Annotated in this window: 19 protein-coding genes, 1 pseudogene and 2 riboswitches; of the genes and pseudogenes, 17 read left to right on the top strand and 3 right to left on the bottom strand. The window is 34.8% G+C overall.

Annotation, left to right across the window (positions count from 1 at the left end; all coding sequences use genetic code 11):
• Nucleotides 1-38 precede the first annotated feature (38 nt).
• Nucleotides 39-614 carry a YitT family protein gene (locus MKY04_RS18730; protein ID WP_126293947.1) on the bottom strand — a complete coding sequence of 192 codons (576 nt, stop codon included), beginning with the start codon at nt 612-614 and terminating at the stop codon, nt 39-41.
• A 175-nt stretch (nt 615-789) separates the two neighbouring features.
• Nucleotides 790-966, top strand: a riboswitch (cobalamin riboswitch).
• A 160-nt stretch (nt 967-1,126) separates the two neighbouring features.
• Nucleotides 1,127-1,304, top strand: a riboswitch (cobalamin riboswitch).
• A 135-nt stretch (nt 1,305-1,439) separates the two neighbouring features.
• Here MKY04_RS18730 and MKY04_RS18725 point away from each other — a divergent pair.
• The 3 genes from MKY04_RS18725 to MKY04_RS18715 are packed head-to-tail and all read left to right on the top strand — an operon-like array spanning nt 1,440 to nt 4,264.
• A complete protein-coding gene (locus MKY04_RS18725) occupies nt 1,440-2,483 on the top strand; it encodes a FecCD family ABC transporter permease (RefSeq protein WP_346234932.1) in 1,044 nt (347 codons plus the stop codon).
• Nucleotides 2,476-3,282 carry a heme ABC transporter ATP-binding protein gene (locus tag MKY04_RS18720; RefSeq protein ID WP_346235890.1) on the top strand — a complete coding sequence of 269 codons (807 nt, stop codon included), beginning with the start codon at nt 2,476-2,478 and terminating at the stop codon, nt 3,280-3,282. Before MKY04_RS18725 ends, MKY04_RS18720 begins: the two co-directional genes overlap by 8 nt.
• Nucleotides 3,272-4,264 carry an ABC transporter substrate-binding protein gene (locus MKY04_RS18715; protein ID WP_126293950.1) on the top strand — a complete coding sequence of 331 codons (993 nt, stop codon included), beginning with the start codon at nt 3,272-3,274 and terminating at the stop codon, nt 4,262-4,264. The genes MKY04_RS18720 and MKY04_RS18715 overlap by 11 nt, the downstream gene beginning before the upstream one ends.
• A gap of 191 nt (nt 4,265-4,455) precedes the next feature.
• On the opposite strand, the gene MKY04_RS18710 is transcribed toward MKY04_RS18715, so the two are convergent.
• A complete protein-coding gene (locus MKY04_RS18710; protein ID WP_126293951.1) occupies nt 4,456-5,046 on the bottom strand; it encodes a metallophosphoesterase family protein in 591 nt (196 codons plus the stop codon).
• Between the two features lie 157 nt (nt 5,047-5,203).
• On the opposite strand from MKY04_RS18710, the gene MKY04_RS18705 reads away from it, so the two are divergent.
• Together MKY04_RS18705 and MKY04_RS18700 are read left to right on the top strand one after the other, a co-directional pair.
• The gene (locus MKY04_RS18705; RefSeq protein WP_346234931.1) at nt 5,204-5,920 is read left to right on the top strand and encodes a hypothetical protein; all 717 of its coding nucleotides are present in this window, start codon (nt 5,204-5,206) and stop codon (nt 5,918-5,920) included.
• Between the two features lie 128 nt (nt 5,921-6,048).
• A complete protein-coding gene (locus MKY04_RS18700) occupies nt 6,049-6,243 on the top strand; it encodes a gamma-type small acid-soluble spore protein (protein WP_126293953.1) in 195 nt (64 codons plus the stop codon).
• 53 nt (nt 6,244-6,296) lie between these two features.
• Here the strand turns inward: MKY04_RS18700 and MKY04_RS18695 are convergent.
• Nucleotides 6,297-6,832: pseudogene (locus MKY04_RS18695) on the bottom strand (pyridine nucleotide-disulfide oxidoreductase).
• A 191-nt stretch (nt 6,833-7,023) separates the two neighbouring features.
• Between MKY04_RS18695 and MKY04_RS18690 the strand changes: the two are divergent.
• From MKY04_RS18690 to MKY04_RS18635, 12 genes are all read left to right on the top strand, one after another.
• Nucleotides 7,024-7,725 carry an arginase gene (locus tag MKY04_RS18690; RefSeq protein WP_126293954.1) on the top strand — a complete coding sequence of 234 codons (702 nt, stop codon included), beginning with the start codon at nt 7,024-7,026 and terminating at the stop codon, nt 7,723-7,725.
• A 68-nt stretch (nt 7,726-7,793) separates the two neighbouring features.
• Nucleotides 7,794-8,033 carry a hypothetical protein gene (locus tag MKY04_RS18685; protein WP_126293955.1) on the top strand — a complete coding sequence of 80 codons (240 nt, stop codon included), beginning with the start codon at nt 7,794-7,796 and terminating at the stop codon, nt 8,031-8,033.
• 268 nt (nt 8,034-8,301) lie between these two features.
• Nucleotides 8,302-8,952 (top strand): protoglobin domain-containing protein, encoded by a 651-nt coding sequence (locus MKY04_RS18680; RefSeq protein ID WP_346234930.1) that lies wholly within the window; start codon nt 8,302-8,304, stop codon nt 8,950-8,952.
• Nucleotides 8,953-8,963: 11 nt separating this feature from the next.
• Nucleotides 8,964-9,161 carry a hypothetical protein gene (locus tag MKY04_RS18675; RefSeq protein WP_346234929.1) on the top strand — a complete coding sequence of 66 codons (198 nt, stop codon included), beginning with the start codon at nt 8,964-8,966 and terminating at the stop codon, nt 9,159-9,161.
• Nucleotides 9,161-10,039: a methyl-accepting chemotaxis protein gene (locus MKY04_RS18670; RefSeq protein ID WP_346234928.1), complete on the top strand. Its 879-nt coding sequence runs from the start codon at nt 9,161-9,163 to the stop codon at nt 10,037-10,039. Before MKY04_RS18675 ends, MKY04_RS18670 begins: the two co-directional genes overlap by 1 nt.
• Before the next feature lie 179 nt (nt 10,040-10,218).
• Complete coding sequence (locus tag MKY04_RS18665) at nt 10,219-11,367, top strand: acyl-CoA dehydrogenase family protein (RefSeq protein WP_126293957.1); 1,149 nt, start codon at nt 10,219-10,221, stop codon at nt 11,365-11,367.
• A 65-nt stretch (nt 11,368-11,432) separates the two neighbouring features.
• Nucleotides 11,433-12,926 carry a long-chain fatty acid--CoA ligase gene (locus MKY04_RS18660; protein ID WP_346234927.1) on the top strand — a complete coding sequence of 498 codons (1,494 nt, stop codon included), beginning with the start codon at nt 11,433-11,435 and terminating at the stop codon, nt 12,924-12,926.
• Between the two features lie 23 nt (nt 12,927-12,949).
• On the top strand, nt 12,950-14,131 hold the full coding sequence (locus tag MKY04_RS18655; protein WP_126293959.1) for an acetyl-CoA C-acetyltransferase: 1,182 nt from the start codon (nt 12,950-12,952) through the stop codon (nt 14,129-14,131).
• Between the two features lie 244 nt (nt 14,132-14,375).
• Nucleotides 14,376-15,707: a DUF2252 domain-containing protein gene (locus tag MKY04_RS18650; protein ID WP_346234926.1), complete on the top strand. Its 1,332-nt coding sequence runs from the start codon at nt 14,376-14,378 to the stop codon at nt 15,705-15,707.
• A gap of 307 nt (nt 15,708-16,014) precedes the next feature.
• Entirely contained in the window at nt 16,015-17,235 is a 1,221-nt protein-coding gene (locus MKY04_RS18645) for an ATP-grasp domain-containing protein (protein ID WP_126293961.1), read from the top strand.
• The gene (locus MKY04_RS18640; RefSeq protein WP_346234925.1) at nt 17,232-17,942 is read left to right on the top strand and encodes an aspartate/glutamate racemase family protein; all 711 of its coding nucleotides are present in this window, start codon (nt 17,232-17,234) and stop codon (nt 17,940-17,942) included. Before MKY04_RS18645 ends, MKY04_RS18640 begins: the two co-directional genes overlap by 4 nt.
• 222 nt (nt 17,943-18,164) lie before the next feature.
• On the top strand, nt 18,165-19,313 hold the full coding sequence (locus tag MKY04_RS18635; protein WP_346234924.1) for a DEAD/DEAH box helicase: 1,149 nt from the start codon (nt 18,165-18,167) through the stop codon (nt 19,311-19,313).
• Nucleotide 19,314 lies beyond the last annotated feature (1 nt).

The raw sequence follows: 19,314 nt of genomic DNA, 5'->3' as shown, positions 1-19,314 counted from the left end.
AAAAATACGATGCAGGATTTGTATTGGGCTAGCTTCTTTTATGTATAAGAATTTCTTGTTATAAAGCTAGTGGTGATGCCAACTGCGATAATGGTAACGATTGAAAGAAGTAAAGTATTGGTAGAAATAAAGGCACCTCCTAATAATACAACGATTGCATCAATAATAAAGATAACGAATCCAACATTTATAGAAGTTTTATCAGAAATAAATTGAGCCAGTAAATCCGTTCCACCCGTACTTGTTTCAAAACGAAGCATTAATCCAATCCCAAAGCCAACAAATATACCGCCAATTATTGCACTAAATATAGGCTCCATTTGAATAAGAAAACGCAGAGGTTTAAACATATCAATTACAACGGATGAAATAAGTAAGCCGTGAAGACTATTAAAAAAATAATTTTTATATTTAAACCATGCCAGTATAAAGATTGGGATGCTTAGTACAATAATCATTAAGCCAATTTTTAGTCTGAATAAATAGTGCAAAATTAGTGAAAGCCCAATGATACCACCGTCTAAAATTTCATAAGGGGTTAAAAAGAGATTTATTCCTATAGCTAAAAAAATGCTACCAACAATAATAGCGAAACCTTTCTTTAAATAATACATGCACTTCTCCTTACAATCGGACATGCACCATTTTATGATAAAAACATAGAGAAAATGTATACAGAGGAGAAAACGGGAATAAGTTAGTATCTTATACCGCTTACAATAATATCTATTTGTTCTTTTAATAATATTTCTATTAGTGTAAAACTGTGGTATGGTATTTTTAAAGATTAATTGAATATCGTTATTAAGTGCTCATAATGTTGAGGTAAAAGGGAAACTAGTGAGAATCTAGTACAGCCCCCGCTACTGTAATGGCTGATAAAATCACAGGACCACTCTTTTTGAGGAAGGTGTGAGAGTAAAGAGAAGCCTAAGTCAGGAAACCTGCTTAATAATGTAAACTAAACTTTTCGGTGGGAGAAGTATAGGTGAGTCAGTTTACAATACGTTTGTGTTTATTCACATTCTTATGTATATGTGTACACAAGCCTGTTTTCCCCATTAGAGGAATTCAGGCTTTTTTGTATGCAGGAAAAAGTCTCCTTTCTAAATTTATAGGTCAAATAAAATAATATTGTTCATCGGTATAGTATTTTTACTATTTAAAAGGGAAGTGCGATGAAAAGTCGCCACGGTACCCGCCACTGTGAAACTGAGCAATAAATCATATCCACTGCATATGCGGGAAGGGATTTGTTTGCTATGAAGTAAAGTCAGGAGACCTGCCGAATGAACGAAAATGTACCTACGGGATTATAGGAAGCATTGTAATTCATATATTCTTTGCTTCCGCATGTAAACATTCCGCTGTTTACATGTTTTTTATTTACCGAAAGAAGAGTGGTTGATCCATTAACTTTTTTTATGGGAGCAAAAATTATGATAAAAAAACATTTTTCTATTTTTCTGTTATTGCTAATTCTGATTACATTTGCATCCATTGTAGGGGCAATATTAGTAGGTTCAGTAAATATTTCGCCAAGTATTATATGGGATGTCCTCTGTTGGAAGTTAGGATTTACTAATTCGCTTACAGAGGCATCCATAGCACAATCGACAATTATTTGGGAAATCCGTCTTCCAAGAATTTTATTGGCAATAGCAGTAGGTGCTGGATTGTCTATTAGTGGAGCAGCTATTCAGGCGCTTGTACAAAACTCAATTGCAGATCCATATATTCTAGGTGTTTCCTCTGGGGCGTCAGTAGGTGCAACAGCTGTTATCATACTAGGTGCATTTTCATTTTTGGGAAATTGGGCATTATCATTAGCGGCTTTCATTGGTGCACTTATAACTGTATTCATTGTATTTTTGTTAGCTCGTGTTGGAGGAAGGACATCGATAATACGTTTATTATTGGCAGGCATCGCTATCTCACTTATTTTTTCAGCAATAACGAACTTTATTTTAATGATGACAAAAGATGCGGGGGGGATGAAGGCTGTAATGCATTGGATGTTGGGGAGCCTTGCTGGTGCTAAATGGTCTAATATACAAATTCCAATCCTTGTTTGTATTGCGGTTTTTCTATTTCTTTACTGCTTTACAAATTCACTAAATGCGCTGCTTCTTGGGGAAGAAACTGCAACAACCTTAGGAATATCATTGGAAAAATTCCGATTAATTGTCATTGTCAGTGTTTCATTATTAACGGGAGTACTTGTTGCTGTAAGCGGTACGATAGGCTTTGTTGGATTAATTATTCCTCATATTGTTCGAATGCTAGTAGGATCACATTATCGTTATGTATTGCCTTCTAGTGCATTAATAGGAGCTATATTTTTAATATGGGCGGACACACTTTCACGTATTATTATTGCACCGGAAGAAATGCCAATAGGAATTTTAACAGCTCTATGCGGTGGTCCATTCTTTATATGGCTGTTGAGGAAGGAAGGTTATACCTTTGGAACAAATGACTAAAAATTTATATGAAATCAATAGTCTTAACTATTCCTTACAAGAAAAACAAATATTAAATAATATTCAATTAGTCCTTCCTGAAGGGGAATTTATAGGGTTGATTGGACCAAATGGCAGTGGGAAATCCACATTGTTAAAGCTTTTGTATCGTTACATAAAACCACAAAATGGACAAGTATGGTTAAGAGAAAAAGACGTTTGGGAAATTGGAGAGAAGCAATTTGCAAAGGAAGTTGCAGTAGTTACACAAGAATCCTCTGTTGCCTTTGATTTTACTGTAAAAGAACTTGTTTTTATGGGACGTACTCCGCATAAAAAACTATTAAAACGGGACTCAAAATCGGATGAGGAAATTGTGGAAGATGCAATGAAAAAAGCTGATGTGCTTCACTTAGCAAATCGCAATTATTCCAGTCTTTCAGGCGGTGAGAAAAAAAGAGTAATTGTTGCTAGAGCATTGGCACAACAAACAGATGTCCTTATTTTAGATGAACCAACGAATCATTTAGATATTGAACATCAATTTGCTTTATTGGATTTACTTAGTGAATGTTCTATGACAGTTATTATGGCAATTCATGATTTAAATTTAGCCGCAACTTATTGTGATAAATTGCTCCTTTTACAAAAAGGGAAGCTGTGTGCATTCGGATCTCCAGAGGAAGTGCTGACAGTAGAACAATTAAAACATGTATTTAATGTAGATGTAGAAATTATGACAAACCCTTTTACAAATAAACCATATTTGCAGTTTGTATCTAAAAAGTATAAAGAGAAGGGGAAAGTGAATGAATCTTAAATTAAGGCATTTAATTATTTTCATATTATTACTAATACTATCTGCATGTGGAACCAATCAACAATCTAAAGAGAATACGGATGAACAATCTAGTGGACAATCAAAGGATAAATCAGAAGTTATTGTTATTGATAATAACGGTTTCACCCAAGAATTCACAGAAGCTCCTACTAGAGCAATTTCATTAAATCAACATGTAACAGAAATTATGCTTGCTTTAGGGTTGGAAGACTCAATGATTGGAACAGCTTATTTAGATGATGAAATTTACGAACCATTACAAGAAGCATATGAGAAAATACCAGTTATTTCTGATCAATATCCGTCAAAGGAACAAGTAATTGCTTTAGAGCCGGATTTTTTATACGGCGGCTGGTCTAGTGCATTTGATGAAAAAACGATTGCATCACAAGAAGAATTACTTGAACTAGGTATCCACTCATATTTACAAACCTCTTCAACGATGGTAGCACCGAAACTAGAAGATATTTATAATGATATTCGAAATATTGCGGCTATTTTTCGAGTAGAGGAGCGCGGAGAGCAATTAATTGAAGAAATGAATACAGATATAGCCGAGATTACAGGGCAATTGCCAGAAGTAGATAAGGAGCTGCCAGTTCTTGTATTTGATAGTGGGGAAACGGATATTTTTACAGCTTCGCAAAATTTTATGAATGAACTAATAACATTAGCCGGTGGAGTCAATATTTTTGGTGATATTGAAGGCAACTGGACAACGGTTTCAAAGGAAGAAGCAGTTGATAAGGCACCGGAAGTGATTGTAGTAGTTGATTATGGTTCTACAACTGCACAGGAAAAGATCAATTTTATTAAATCAGATCCAGCTTTAAGTACAACTCCTGCTGCAAAAAACAATCGTTTTGTCGTATTGCCGTTATCAGCAGCCTCTGAAGGAGTACGTGTTGCTGAAGCAATCGAAATTTTGGCAAAAGGTTTTTATCCAGAGTATTTTAATTAGAATGTATCTTTAAGATAGGGGACTGTAGAAAAGTCATAATTGGACTAATCTACAGTCTTTTTTAATTTGACAGTTGTTTCTTATTGAAAGTTTGCAGTGTTTGTAGTGATCTTTGTGGGAAAAAGTCAGACAATACGTGCAAATATCTGTATTGAATGGAACAAGGGAAGAGTTTCAATATCTTCTCTTTATTACATTGACTTCATAAAAGTAATTGTTCTTGCGTTGCTGTCATACAGACACCATTCCCGATGATCTACTACTGAACCTACATTAATCCAATACTTTTTCTTTACTAACTGGAGCTCTTGTCCAAATTGGATATTTATAGGAAGTTTTTTGTTTTTTCTATAGATGCCACTTCTGTGACTATGACCAAAGAACAAAAGCGGCGTATCAATGTCTGTTAACGATGTATCTGAAGGCTCCCAATTTTTGTCCCAATTTATTTGGTGACCGTGGATTATTGCAGCGTCTTCAATCATTATTTTTTCGGGCAAATTAGCAAACCGCTTGATTCCGGTTACAAGTGTTATCCGTTCTTCCTGATTTCCTCTAATTGAAGGAAACGTTAAAAGTTCTTCAAATTTCTCTTCAACTATTGCAGCTTCTTTAAGCGGAACATTTGAAACCATTTGAGCTTTTTTCTTTCCTATTTTACATTCATATAAATCGCCTAAACCGTAAACAATGGCATTAGGTGCAGTTTCTTTAATGTGATTTAAGACAGCCTTAGTATCTTCAATATTTGAATGTAAATCCCCTAAAAATGCATATTTCATTTAATCAATCCTTCAACAATTGTTACTTGTATAATATATCGAAAATGTAATTTGTTAACAGTTTGTTGATTATTCCTAAGAAAAAAATTAATTCTGCTCATAATTCTATTTTATTTAGGCATGATAAAGACATAACATTTTTGGAGGTGTTTTTGATATGCAGAATAATGGTAAACGCTTTACTCAAAGTGGAACTGATATTAATGAAGTAAAACGACAAAATGCACAAGCTGGTAATGGACAAGGTTTTTCTAGTCAATCAGTAGGCGGTACAACTGCTTCTGGTACAAATATCCAGAGAGTAAGAGAAGAAATCGCACAAGAAAGTGCTCCATTTGCAAAGCCTTTTGCTGGTCAACAAAATCAACCAGCAGCTGGCAAAACAGCTTCTGGAACAGACATCCAGAAGGTAAGAGAAGAGATCGCACAAGAGAGTGCACCATTCGCACAACCTTTTGCTGGTCAACAAAACCAACCAGCAGCTGGTAAAACAGCTTCTGGTACAAACATTCAAAAAGTAAGAGAAGAAATCGCACAAGAGAGTGCACCATTCGCACAACCTTTTGCTGGTCAACAAAACCAACCAGCAGCTGGTAAAACAGCTTCTGGTACAAACATTCAAAAAGTAAGAGAAGAAATCGCACAAGAGAGTGCTCCTTTTGCACAACCTTTTGCTGGTCAACAAAATCAACCAGCAGCTGGTAAAACAGCTTCGGGTACAAGCATCCAAAAGGTAAGAGAAGAGATTGCACAAGAAAGTGCTCCATTTGCTAGACCATTTAGTCAACCTTCTGCGGGTCAAACAGTGTCAGGTACTGATATCCAAGAAGTAAGACGTCAAAATGCTCAAGCAGAGCAAGGAAAAAATAAATAATGAATTTTTAAAACGCCTCTCTATGGGGCGTTTTTTTAAAATGAGTATTTTAAAAAGAATTTATACATAATTCCAATTCATAATGTAAATTTTTTTAGGAACTATAAATATGAAGGGAGGAATTAAAATTGGAGCAAGGAAAAAAACAATTTACAGTTGCTGGCACTGATATAGAAGAAGTTAAACGAAAAAATGCACAGTCAGGACTGTCTTATAAAGAGGTATTAGAAATGCTTGCGAAAAGAGGCGGTCATAATACAGCTCAATTTAGCGACACTAATTCTGAGGAAATAAAAAGAAAAATTCAACCGCCATTAAATTAAGAAATCAGCGTCTCTTTAACTTAGAGACGCTAATTTACTTTGCATTATGATTTTTATTTCAGTACATCATGGTCAACATAGCGTTCGCCGTTTAAATCACTAATTAAATTAATAGCTATTTTGGCTCCATCTCAAGCAGTAATAATGGTATGTACACTTACACCAGCACACGTATCTGCTGCCCAATGCCTTCAATATTTGTTTTACCTAATGCATCAACTTCAAAAATTTTTTTACTTGTGGTTCAGTTCTGGGTTTTGTAGCAAGTCCAATGCTTTCAGCTAGGTCTGTAAGAAACCCTGTTGTTAAAATTGCTTGCTTTGCCTCAATTACCCCATTTTCAGATTCTAATAGATGTTTTTGAAAGGTTCATTACCTTTGTTTCAACAAGTTCGGCGCCATATTTTTTGCTTGGTTTAAACCTGTTTCAACTAAATCAGAATCTGCAGTACCATAATGGTTATACAGCATTGCCAGTTTTGTTGCTCCTTGGTTGCTGTCAATAAACAGTTTTTTTACCAGCTTTTGCAGTGTATATCGCAGCGCTTCCCCCAGCGGAACCTCTTCCAATAATTGCTACATCATACATCAATTCCCCTTTTGTTATTAATTTGATTTTAACAAAAACAACTCTATAAATTTTGCTTTTCTGGAATTGCTTTTACAATTAATGGGATTTATTATTTGATTCATAGATTCATAAATATTAATATTACTATATAGTCACATGAGGCTAGTGAGTGTTTATAAAACTACATATTGATTTTTGAGGTGATATGAATGGGGAACAGTTTATTATCAATCGATTGGGACTATTTTATTTCCACAGAAAATCAAGGGATTGTTTCATATGTAGAAAATAAAAAAACGATTATAGATGCCTGGTATAAACGCTATATTCAAGCGAAGGCAAAAGGGAAAAATCTACAAAAGTCTTTTCAGCTTTCACATGAAATAGAAAAATTTTGGGATAAAATAAAACAAGTATTTCAAATTAGTGAAAATACAGAAGTAATTGTTTCAGATTCCCATACATTATCTTATGAAATTGCAAAAAAATATCATTGCAGAGAGGTTTATCTTTTTGATGCACATTCTGATTTAGGCTATGGCGGCTTACAATCTCTTGAATTTGAAGTGAATTGTGCAAATTGGCTCGGTAAACTTTTAAAACAACAAGATATTGAAAAAGCACATATAATTTATAGTCCTTTTACAAAGGAACAACCTGAATACTTTAAACAAATAAACAATATTTTTAATATTAATTATTTGCAGTTTGAAAATTTACCTAGTGGCATTAAGACATCAGCAATACATATCTGCCGATCAGGAGCTTGGAGTCCACCTTGGTTTGATAATAAATTTACGGAATTTATTCAAAAATTGGGATTACCTTATAAAGTGATTGATTGTCCAATAAGAAAGTGGAGTACAAAGAATATAAGCTTTGCAGATCAATTAAATTATATGTTGACATAACCGAGAGTTTTTAAATTTTGCATATTTAACCTTTCATTACACACACTATGATAAAGGAGTGTGTTGGTATGGAAAAAGACTGGGACTCTCTGCCGGAGTCAAAGAATGTATACGCAGATTTACCTTATACGGATAAACCTGATATGGTGAATTCTGAAAATATTAGTCTTTTTGATTTGCATGAAGATATGCAAACTGTTGATGCGATACCTGTTGAAGAGTTAAATAAACGTGTTAAAACTGAAGATGATGAACTCATTACAGAGGTATTTCGAAAAGAATCTCCAGATGAGAAGAAACATAGCTGATAGAAGTCTTAAAAGGGGCATCCCAAAAGTTATTTTGGATGCCCTTTTTTCCGAGGATGGTAAGAGCAACTTAATTAATCATTTTCTTTAGGTTGGCTGTCCAGAATAAACTTTCAGGGCAGTCACCCTATTAGCATCATGCACATAGTATTTTGTCACCGAAATTACCTAAAATATTGACAAAATATACATATTTTATAATCCGTTTTTAACTTTTGTATATTAGAATTTACTTAGCATTTATTTTCTTGTTAAGGAGGGTCATTTTATGTTTGGAAAATATAAGAGGCTTCAAAACTATGAATACTTTTCACAATCTCAAATTTCTGATATAGAAACAAACGAACGCTTTAAAGAAAAATTGGATTTTCTAGCTTTAACTAAAATTCGACGTGATTCTGTACGCTCTTTACATAAACTTTACAATGAAAATAAAGAGTATATACTTGATATGTTTTACAAGCGACTATTGGAGATTCCAGAGTTAAATTACATTATTACTACTTATTCTTCTGTTGAACGCTTAAAAGTATCTTTGGATCGACATTTTGTTAGCTTATTCGAGGATGAATTATCAATTGAATATGTTTTTAAACGGCGGAAAATTGCTTATACGCATGCTCAAATTGGTGTTTTACCTAATTGGATGATTTCCGCTTATACATTAATTAATCAATTATTTATTCCGCTTATTATAAAAAGTTTTTCTAAAAATGAACGTACAATGATGGATATACTACTTACATATGATAGTTTAGTTACAATTGATATCCAGATTATTGTTGAAACCTATATCGAAATACAGGGTGGTTCAGTAGTAAATGGACTGGGAGAAATTATTAAATACAATACACAGCTTGAACAAATAAAAGAGCTTGTTCAATTCCAAGAAGTACAGCAGCAAGAAGTAATATATTAGCAAGTGATGCTATGCAAGAACTTGATGCAAGTATTGAAGAAATTGCAGCATCAGTGGGAGATGTTGCAATGCAAACTCAGCAAGCATTGAATCAATTAAACCACGATATATCCTCTTTAAAACATGTATCAACAATTCTTCAAAATACAGATGATGGTCAACAAAAAATCCAAATGGATGTGAAACATTTAGTAGTGTTTCAAAATTAATGTCCTTCATTCAGGATATTGCAGAGCAGACGAATCTATTAGCACTTAATGCATCGATTGAGGCGGCCAGAGCTGGGGAAGCAGGGAAAGGGTTTGCAGTAGTAGCTGAAGAGGTTCGAAATTTAGCTGACAATACAAAGCATTCTGTACAATCAATAAACGATGATATTGAGAAGCTATTGCAAATTACAAGTGAGATTGACCAGCAAATAAAGCAATCAGCCAACGACTTGCATAGCAGCGTTAGAGAAGCGTCACAAGTTACAAAAACATTATTTGAGCTAAATAATGCATTACAAATACAAGGTGAACGTTTTGATGAAATTGTAACAGCGGCCAAAATTCAAGCTCAGTCATCCTCCTCTATTTCTGAACGAAACAAAAATATTGCAGAAAGTGCAGAACGTAGTAAAGCCATTACATTTGAAGTTGGTCTTGCTATCTATCAATTAAGTAAAATGATTGATGGTTATCGTACAAAGACCATTTCTAAAAACTTCATATTAAGCCAAGAAGATATTATAGAGGTTGCGATTACTGACCATCTTTTATGGAGATGGAAAATTTATAATCTAATTCTAGGCTTTGAAAAGATGACTACAGACGATATTGGTTCGCCTAAAACTTCGAGATTAGGCGAGTGGTACTACGGAAAAGGCAAAGAATTATTAGGTGCGGAGAAGGCTTTTCAGGATTTAGAGGAATTACATGAACAAGTATACATAATCGCAAAAAAAGCTGTTGAAGCTTATCATGCTGAAGATAAGGAATTAGCTGAAAAATTTATGGAAGAAATAACAGACGTTTCAAATATTGTTATAAACAAACTTAAACAATTACAGCAAATTCTAATTGATCAGAAATTACAATATCATTAATAAAGCGATTTTAAACTCGATTGAACAAATGTCTCAATTGAGTTTTTTTCTTTTTTAATGTACTTAATACCCTCGAAAACGAACGTATTTCACTTTGTTTTGTTGCTTAGTTGAAGAATCCTTTGTTAAAATATGATTATATTTTCAGAAAATTCTACAATCTGATTGGGGAGAAAAATATGATTGGGGATATTTTTTCAGAGGAACATAAGATGTTTAGAAAATCACTTCGAAAAATGCTAGAAAAAGACGCCTATCCATACTTTGAACAGTGGGAACAAGAACGGGATGTCCCTAGGTCATTTTGGCTTAAGCTTGGAGAGCATGGTTTCTTATGTCCACAAGTAAGTGAACAGTATGGTGGGATGGGGCTTGATTTTGGATACTCTATGATTCTAGCGGAAGAGTTAGAGCGGGTTGGTGCAGGGCCCGCAAGTGGAATCGTGCTGCATTCAGATATAGTTACACCATATATAGAACAGTATGGTACGGAAGAGCAGAAAGAAAAATGGCTTCCAAAAAGTATATCAGGAGAATATATTTCTGCAATTGCTATGACTGAACCAGGTGCAGGATCTGATTTAGCAGGTATTCAAACAACAGCTCGCCCTGAAGGTGATTTTTATATCTTAAATGGAGAAAAAACCTTTATAACAAATGGCATTCATGCTGACTATGTAGTAGTTGTTTGCAAAACTGATCCACAGGCTAGTCCAGCACATCGAGGCATTAGTCTAATCGTTGTAGAAGATGGAACACCAGGCTTCAAAAGGGGTAAAAAATTAAATAAAGTAGGTATGCATTCATCCGATACAGGAGAACTCATTTTTGAAGATGCAAAGGTTCCTGCTCAAAACTTACTAGGAGAAGAAGGAAAAGGGTTCTACTATTTAATGGATAAACTACAGCAAGAACGGTTGTTGGTTGCCATTGAAGTGCAAATTGAAGCAGAAGAAATGTTTCGTATAACAAAGGACTACGTTAAAAACAGAAAAGCCTTTAATCAAACAATAGCAAATTTCCAAAATACACAATTTAAACTAGCAGAAATGGCGACAGAGATTGATATAGGACGCAACTATATTAATTCTCTTGCAGCTAAGCATATTGCAGGGGAAAGGATTGTAAAAGAGGTATCGATGGCAAAGTGGTGGATTAGTGAAATGGCAAAGCGTGTTGCAAGTGAGTGTCTTCAGCTCCATGGAGGTTATGGATATATGGAAGAATACGAGATTGCAAGACGTTTCAGAGATATACCAGTTGCAGCGATATATGCCGGAACAACAGAAATTATGAAAGGGATTATTGCAAAAGAGATTTTAAAGTGAAATATTAAAGAGCTTTAGCCGCTAGGGGATGAGGATTTATTTCATAAATAAAAGGGGGAAGTTATATGTTTATTACAAATGTTTTAGCACAGCACGCAAAGAATCAACCTAATGAACTAGCAATCGTTTTTGAAGGGAATAAATGGACATATAGTGAGCTATATGAGAATGCCAAAAAAATTGCTGGGTACTTGCAAAAACAGGGCTATAAAAAAGGGGATATTATAGCGCAATTTATGCTTAACTCAGATGCATTTATGGCAGTTTACTATGGGGTGCAGCTTGCAGGGCTTACTATAATGCCTATTAATACAAAGCTTGCTCCACCAGAAGTGGAATACATCTTTAAAAATTCTGAAGCAAAAGTATTATTCTATGATGAGAAAATTGAACAAACAATAGAAGGCTCCCTTCATAGCTTTAATGAACAAATTAATTCAACTAAAATACGCGACATTCTTAATGCAGATGAAATCCATTTTAACAGTCCTCCAGTTAATGAAGAGGATACTGCAGTAGTAATGTATACTTCAGGAACAACGGGTAAACCAAAAGGAGTTATGCTTTCTCACAAAAATATTTACGAAACCGCTGACATTTGGTCCGAGTCTATGAATATGACTGCTAATGACCGGATGTATATTTGTACACCGCTATTCCACTGTGCAGGAAGCCACGTTTTTGCCGTGCCGACAATGTATCGTGGAGGAGCGGTAATTATAGAAGAAGCATTTTCTCCTGATAGAACGCTAAAGAATTTAGTTGAAACAAAGGCTTCGATATTTTTTGGTGTACCCGCAATGTACACGATTTTATTAAACAAACCAGAATTAAAGAATTATAATTTCGAACATTTAAGACTATTTTGCTACGGTGCTGCACCTATGCCCTATGAGTTAGTGAAGCGATTAAAAGATACTTTCCCAAATGTAAAAGTGCAAAATCTTTACGGCCAAACTGAAAATACACCAGCTGCCTCTTCTTTAACAGATGAACATGCATTAACGAAAATAGGATCTGTAGGCAGACCATTATCAAAAACAGAGATTAAGTTAGTAGATGCATATGGTGAAGAAGTATCACTTGGGGAAGTAGGCGAAATTTGTGTAAAGGGCCCTCAAGTAATGAAAGGGTACCTTAGAAATCCAGAAGAAACCGCAAATACATTACAAAATGGCTGGTTATTATCAGGGGATTTAGGACGTTTTGATGAAGAAGGATTTTTATTTATAGTCGATCGTAAAAAAGATATGATCATTTGTGGTGGAGAAAACATTTATCCAATTGAAGTAGAGGAAGTTTTATATCAAATACCACAAATTCTTGAAGCAGCTGTTGTTGGAGTGCCCCATGAGGTTTACGGTGAGGTTCCAAAGGCATTTGCTGTTCTAAAAGAAGGAGCGTCTATTACAGAAGAAGAGATTTTATCTTATTGTGCAACACAGCTTGCGAAATATAAAGTTCCATTGGAAGTAGAATTTTTAGATCAATTGCCGCGCAATGCTTCGGGGAAAGTGTTAAAACATACATTAAAACCAATAGAAAGTAAAACAACATAATTTTAAGATAAAGGGGATTGGATATGAGCAATGTATATATAGTAGATGGAGCAAGAACTGCTTTTACGTCATTTGGTGGTTCATTTGCAAGCATTGATGCTGTACAGCTTGGGTCTGCTACTGCTGTAGAAGCATTAAAAAGGTCAAAGGTGCATCCTGAACAAGTTGATCATGTCGTTTACGGTGGAGTAATTGCAACTGGTGTGAATGCATCCTATCTTGCTCGACATATTGGTTTGAATGCAGGGGTGCCAAAAGAAACCCCGGCTTTAACAGTAAATCGTTTATGTGGTTCAGGTATGCAATCAATCGTAACTGCGGCTCAACAAATATTGTTAGGAGAAGCTGACATTGTTCTGGCTGGAGGAACAGAAAATATGTCGCAATCTCCGTATTCTAATTTTGAACAACGGTTTAACGGTTCGAAAATGGGAAATTTACAATTTGTCGATATGCTCCAAGCTACCTTAACTGACCAGTATACTGGATCAGGAATGGGGATGACCGCAGAAAAATTAGCACAGCAATATAATATTTCACGCGAGGAACAGGATGAATTTGCGGCACTTTCCCATCAAAGGGCTGTCAATGCACGTTCTGCTGGGTACTTTAAAGAAGAGATTGTACCAGTTACTATTCAAACGAGGAAAAATGAAATTTCTATTGAAGTCGATGAGCATATAAAGGAAAATACCAATCTCGAAAGTTTATCGAAATTACGGGCTGCGTTTATAAAAGATGGTACTGTAACGGCAGGAAATTCTTCAGGAATTAATGATGGGGCAGCTTCTGTTATTGTTGCAAGCGAAAAAGCTGTTCGAGAAAACGGACTTAAGCCTATTGCACGCATTATTTCTTGGGGAGTTGCAGGAGTCGACCCAACGATTATGGGAATCGGTCCAGTTCCTGCAATAAAGCAGGCTTTACAACGAGCAAACTTAATTTTAGAAGATATGGATTTAGTTGAAGTAAATGAAGCATTTGCTGCTCAATACTTAGCTGTTGAAAAAGAATTAGGATTAAATCGAGATACTACAAATGTCAATGGTGGTGCCATTGCTCTAGGACATCCTGTTGGGGCAAGCGGTACCAGAATCATTCTATCAAGCGCCTATGAATTAAGACGCCGTGGAGGGCAGTATGCAGCAGCGAGTCTTTGCATCGGGGGCGGTCAAGGAATAGCATTAATAATGACAGCTATTTAATTACGAGAGTATTTCAACCATATAAAGAAGCAGAAAGTACAATTCATATTATGATGTCCTAAAAGTTAAATTTTTTGTAGTTTAATTTTAGGGTGAACATCATAAAGTTGTATTTTTTGCTCTTTTTTTATTTGTTGTGACCAATTGGTGGAATATATTACATTATTTTCATAGGTTATTCCCAAAAAAACTATTAACAAGAGTATAATGAATAACTAATAGAATAACGACAGGAGAGAATTGTATGGAAACTTTAATTCACCGTGTAAAAGATACAAGAGATGTGCTGCGCAAGTATGTAATTGAAACCATTTTGAATGAATTTGATGATCAATGTATGGGGCTTGATCGTGAGAAACGGAAATTGAAGTACACGAAAATGATGGAAAGTCCATTCCGTTTTTTCAGAGGAAGTGCTTATTTATTCTATTATGATATGACAAAAATCCCATTTCCTTATCATACTGATCAGAATAAGCCAACGTGGATTCAAGGGGATTTGCATATGGAAAACTTTGGCGCCTTTCAAAATGAAAAAGGGGAAATCGTTTACGATGTAAATGATTTTGATGAAGGCTATATTGGCTCTTATTTATATGATGTTTTGCGCATGGCTACAAGTATTGCTTTATATTGCGAAGCACAAGGTCTATCAGAGGAGCAGCAAAAAGGAAGAATTGAAACATATTTAGATGCATACTATGATCAATTGAAACGATTTAAGAAAGGGAAAGATGATCCTTTCACTTTAACCTTTACAGAAAACAATACTAAAGGTCCTATTAAAAAATTATTAAAAAAGCTGGCAAAAAGACAAAGAGAACATTTATTGAAAGACATTACAATCCTCAATGAGGAAAATAAACGTGTTTTTTCATGGTCAGAGGAAATCCAACCTCTTAATGTGGAGGAAAGGAAATTGCTGGAGTCTCTAACAGAGTCTTATTTTAATTCACTAGATCAGGAAGATCAAAAGGATATTTCATACTATACAATCAAGGATATTGCTATTAAACATGGTACGGGAACGGCTTCAATAGGACTTGATCGATATTATATTTTAATAGAAGGAGAAAACGAATTAAATGGTGAAGATGATTTAGTTCTTGAAGTAAAGGAAGTTCGAACACCAATTCCAGCCTACTTTTTGCCATACAGGGATAAATTTTGGGGAAAATACGAGCATCAAGGAAAACGTGTAGTCGCTACACAAAAGGCAATGCATCACTTAGAAGACCCATTTTTAGGTTATCTAACTATGGATGGAAGGGAATTTTACGTTCGAGAACGATCACCATATAAGAAGAAGGTAAAAGCTTCTCAATTAGCTACTGTCGAAGATTTTGATGCAGTATTGGAAATAATGGGCAGAGTTACTGCGAAAATTCATTCAAGAGCCGATGTAGATACAGAACATGAACTATTTACACATGAAAGTGAAGAAGAAATATTAGATGCGATTGGGAAGAATTTCGATGCATTTAAAGAGCAGCTTTCTTTTTCAGCAATGACCTATAAGGTACAAGTAAATTATGATTACAATTTATTTACTGAATGGGTAAAAGAAACATTCTAGAATGATAAGGTCTTATTTAAGATGGTAGGAGAATCATCTTAGATAGGACCTTTTAACTGAATAGGAATGTATAAAATAGGTGACTAAACTCTACCACAGACTACATAAGCCCCTGCATTTCGATAAAAAATGCACCGTTTAATAGGATTAGTGTAACAGCATAGATTTTAAGCCTGTATAACATTGTATAGGTAAATATAACGTCTATAAAAAGTAAAGAAAATTTTAGCTGCCTAGCTTATTAAAAACCTAACAAAATGTGTTAAACTATCTTCTATACAAAATAACTAAAGTGAGCTGAAACACAATGGAACAACCATTTTTACCAATATTATTAGGTTCTGACATGAACGCATACGGCATGGCGCGTGCTTTCTATGAAGCATATGGATTAAAGCCGCTTGTATTAGGCCGCTCTCATTTAACTGCAACTCAAAATAGCCGCATTTTAAACTTTCAAGAAGTTGCAAATTTAAATCAACAAGACGTGTTTGTACCTGCACTTGAAAAAATTGCAAAACAGTACCCAGATAAAAAGTTATTGCTGCTTGCATGTGGGGATGATTATGCAAAATTAATTATTAAAAATAAACCTGCATTAGAAAAATACTTTACAGTACCATATATCGATGAAACATTAATGGATCAAATTTTGTTAAAAGAAAACTTTTACAAAATGTGTGAGAAATATAATTTCAAATATCCTGGAACAACAACTGTTACAGCAGATAATTACGAAGGTTTTACACCGCCTTTTGAATATCCAATAATTTTAAAGGCATCCAATTCAGTTGCTTATTGGGCTTGTAAGTTCCCAGGGAAAAAGAAAGTATTTGTTGCCAATGATGAAGCAGAAAAGACTGCTATTTTAAAGGCAATTTATAGTTCTTCTTATCAAGATACAATGATTGTTCAAGAATTTATTCCTGGCGATGATTCGTATATGCGTGTTCTTAATGCATATGTTGGGAAAGACGGAAAAGTAAAATTAATGTGCTTAGGAAATCCAATTTTAGAGGAGCATTCACCTGAAGGAATTGGAAGCTATGCAGCAATTATTACAACACATGATGAAAAATTAATGGATAAAGTCCGCTATTTCTTGGAAGATATCGGTTATACTGGTTTTGCCAATTTCGATATGAAGTATGACGTGCGTGACGGAGAATATAAGCTCTTTGAAATTAATTTGCGAAACGGCCGCTCAAGCTACTACGTTACAGCAGCGGGTTATAACTTAATGAAATATGTTGCAGATGATCGTATGTTGAACATAAAACAAGATTTAACATATGCTAACAATAAGCACTTATGGATGATTATCCCGAAAGGCGTTTTATTTAAATATGCTTCAAATGAAAAAATGAAAATTGAAGCAAAAAGCTTAATTCGTCAAGGAAAGTGGACAAACTCTTTGTTTTATAAAGAAGACATGAATTTAAAGCGTTGGGTTAAACTAACGTTAAACAATTTAAATTATTACCGAAAATATAAAAAATACTTTAATAAAAAAGGTTTGGAAGAATGAGAAAAACATTAGGTATTATTGGTGGCGTCGGTCCTTTAGCAACGATGTTTATTGGTGAAATGATTGTTCGCCGTACAAGAGCTTCTAAAGATCAAGAGCATGTTCATACAATTATTGATAATGATACAACTATTCCAGATCGGACAGCGTATATTTTAGATAATACGAATGAAAATCCAGTTCCGTATTTAATAAATGATGCAGTAAAGCTTGCAAATGCAGGAGCAAATTTAATTTGTATACCTTGTAATACTGCACATACGTTTTATGATGAATTACAATTAGCTTCTCCAGTACCTGTTTTGCATATGATTCGTGAGACAGCAAAACGTGCAGCATGTTTAGGAGCAAAACGTGTTGGAATTTTAGCAACAGATGGTACGTTGGCTTCAGCTGTCTATCAAAAAGCGCTGCTTGAGGAAGGAATTGAACCCGTTATTCCTGATAGAGCAATACAAAAGCAAGTTATGTCAGTTATTTACGATTATGTAAAGGCAGGAAGAGAAGTTTCGCTTTATCAATGGAATGTGATAGAGCAGGCAATGCTGCAATTACAATGCGACAAAATAATTTTAGGATGTACAGAGCTTTCAATTGTAAACAAAGATTTAAAATTAAATGATCGCTATATCGATTCATTAATGGTCCTAGCAGAAAGTGCAATTGTTGCATGTGGATATGAACTGAATAACCCTGTAAGAGTTTAAGCCTGCCTTTTAATAGGCAGGTTTTTTTACTGAATGGCAAGTATTAATTTTTGGGAAAGTGTTTAGCTGCGCACGTCTGCTCTCGTGTCTATTCAACTTCCTTCTGTGTTTGGCGGTAGTCTCTTAGCACATATAGAGCCAAAACGTGCAGCCTCTGCTTTTCAAGGTATAAATGACTAAATTATGGTACACTAAACGCAAGTAACTAAAGGTGGGTAAAAAATGTCAGTAATTAGTTTGTTAAACGAAACATTACAAAATAAATGGAAATTTGAAGATACAATGAAAGTGCAGGAGGAAATGATTCCAGCAATGCTTGAAGGAAAAGACATTGTTGCACAATCGCCGACAGGTTCTGGTAAAACTCTTGCATATGTTTTGCCGATTTTAAATAAGGTAGATGGAAGCAAAAAACAAACGCAAGCACTAATCGTTGCACCTTCACAAGAGCTTGCTATGCAAATTGTTGAAGTAATTCGTGAATGGACAACTGGCACAGATATTACTGTTCAGCAATTAATAGGTGGAGCAAACTCAGCTCGTCAAATTGAAAAATTAAAGAAAAAACCAACTATCGTTGTTGGAACACCAGGACGTTTAAATGAATTGGCAAGATCAAATAAATTAAAATTAAAAGAAATTCAAATTGTAGTATTAGATGAATGTGATCAACTTCTTAGCCGTGAATACCGCGTTATAATAAAATCGTTTATTGAAGGTGCTGCATATGGTAGACAGGTTGTTGTTGTATCGGCGACAATAACTGATGAAATAAAACTGGTAGCAAGCCGTATGATGTTTGAACCGATTAATATTGAGATTAAACCTGAAGATATGGTTCAAGTTGGAAAAGTTGTTCATTCGTTTATTAAAGTAGAAGAACGCGATAAGACAGAAATGTTAAGACGTCTTGCTAATATTGAGGAGCTGCGTGGGTTAGCATTCGTTAATAATATTGATCAAGTTTTAATGAAAGAAACAAAATTAAAATATAAGGATGCAAAAATTGTAACTCTCCACTCAGATATGAAAAAGGAAGAACGTAAAAGTGCTTTAGATGCATTTCGTAAGGGAGATGCACGCATTTTAATTGCAACAGATATTGCAGCACGTGGCCTTGATATAGGTGGTTTGACACACGTTATTCATGTAGATGCACCGCGTACAATCGAGCAGTATACCCACCGTTCTGGCCGTACAGGACGAGCTGGAGCTGATGGAGAAGTTTTAACATTGCTTTCCTATAAAGATGAAAAAACATATAAGAAATTAACACGAGAAATAAATGTTAAACCAGTGCAGAAAATTTGGCACCAAGGAAAAGTAATCGAGGGCAATTCAAAAACAGTTTTACAAAAGAGAGGGAAATAGG

Origin of the sequence: Lysinibacillus telephonicus, assembly GCF_039654155.1 — a bacterium.
Classification (GTDB): Bacteria; Bacillota; Bacilli; order Bacillales_A; family Planococcaceae; genus Ureibacillus; species Ureibacillus telephonicus.
Note: the sequence above shows the minus strand (reverse complement) of the source record. Positions and strands in the feature narration are given on the sequence as shown.

Bases quoted from the DNA above. Each gene is read 5' to 3' on its own strand.
- MKY04_RS18720 (WP_346235890.1), top strand. From the start codon at position 2,476: ATGACTAAAAATTTATATGAAATCAATAGTCTTAACTATTCCTTACAA.
- MKY04_RS18680 (WP_346234930.1), top strand. From the start codon at position 8,302: ATGTTTGGAAAATATAAGAGGCTTCAAAACTATGAATACTTTTCACAA.
- MKY04_RS18635 (WP_346234924.1), top strand. From the start codon at position 18,165: ATGTCAGTAATTAGTTTGTTAAACGAAACATTACAAAATAAATGGAAA.
- MKY04_RS18650 (WP_346234926.1), top strand. From the start codon at position 14,376: ATGGAAACTTTAATTCACCGTGTAAAAGATACAAGAGATGTGCTGCGC.
- MKY04_RS18670 (WP_346234928.1), top strand. From the start codon at position 9,161: ATGTCCTTCATTCAGGATATTGCAGAGCAGACGAATCTATTAGCACTT.
- MKY04_RS18675 (WP_346234929.1), top strand. From the start codon at position 8,964: ATGCAAGAACTTGATGCAAGTATTGAAGAAATTGCAGCATCAGTGGGA.
- MKY04_RS18660 (WP_346234927.1), top strand. From the start codon at position 11,433: ATGTTTATTACAAATGTTTTAGCACAGCACGCAAAGAATCAACCTAAT.
- MKY04_RS18725 (WP_346234932.1), top strand. From the start codon at position 1,440: ATGATAAAAAAACATTTTTCTATTTTTCTGTTATTGCTAATTCTGATT.
- MKY04_RS18665 (WP_126293957.1), top strand. From the start codon at position 10,219: ATGATTGGGGATATTTTTTCAGAGGAACATAAGATGTTTAGAAAATCA.
- MKY04_RS18705 (WP_346234931.1), top strand. From the start codon at position 5,204: ATGCAGAATAATGGTAAACGCTTTACTCAAAGTGGAACTGATATTAAT.
- MKY04_RS18730 (WP_126293947.1), bottom strand. From the start codon at position 614: ATGTATTATTTAAAGAAAGGTTTCGCTATTATTGTTGGTAGCATTTTT.
- MKY04_RS18640 (WP_346234925.1), top strand. From the start codon at position 17,232: ATGAGAAAAACATTAGGTATTATTGGTGGCGTCGGTCCTTTAGCAACG.
- MKY04_RS18655 (WP_126293959.1), top strand. From the start codon at position 12,950: ATGAGCAATGTATATATAGTAGATGGAGCAAGAACTGCTTTTACGTCA.
- MKY04_RS18645 (WP_126293961.1), top strand. From the start codon at position 16,015: ATGGAACAACCATTTTTACCAATATTATTAGGTTCTGACATGAACGCA.
- MKY04_RS18710 (WP_126293951.1), bottom strand. From the start codon at position 5,046: ATGAAATATGCATTTTTAGGGGATTTACATTCAAATATTGAAGATACT.
- MKY04_RS18690 (WP_126293954.1), top strand. From the start codon at position 7,024: ATGGGGAACAGTTTATTATCAATCGATTGGGACTATTTTATTTCCACA.
- MKY04_RS18685 (WP_126293955.1), top strand. From the start codon at position 7,794: ATGGAAAAAGACTGGGACTCTCTGCCGGAGTCAAAGAATGTATACGCA.
- MKY04_RS18715 (WP_126293950.1), top strand. From the start codon at position 3,272: ATGAATCTTAAATTAAGGCATTTAATTATTTTCATATTATTACTAATA.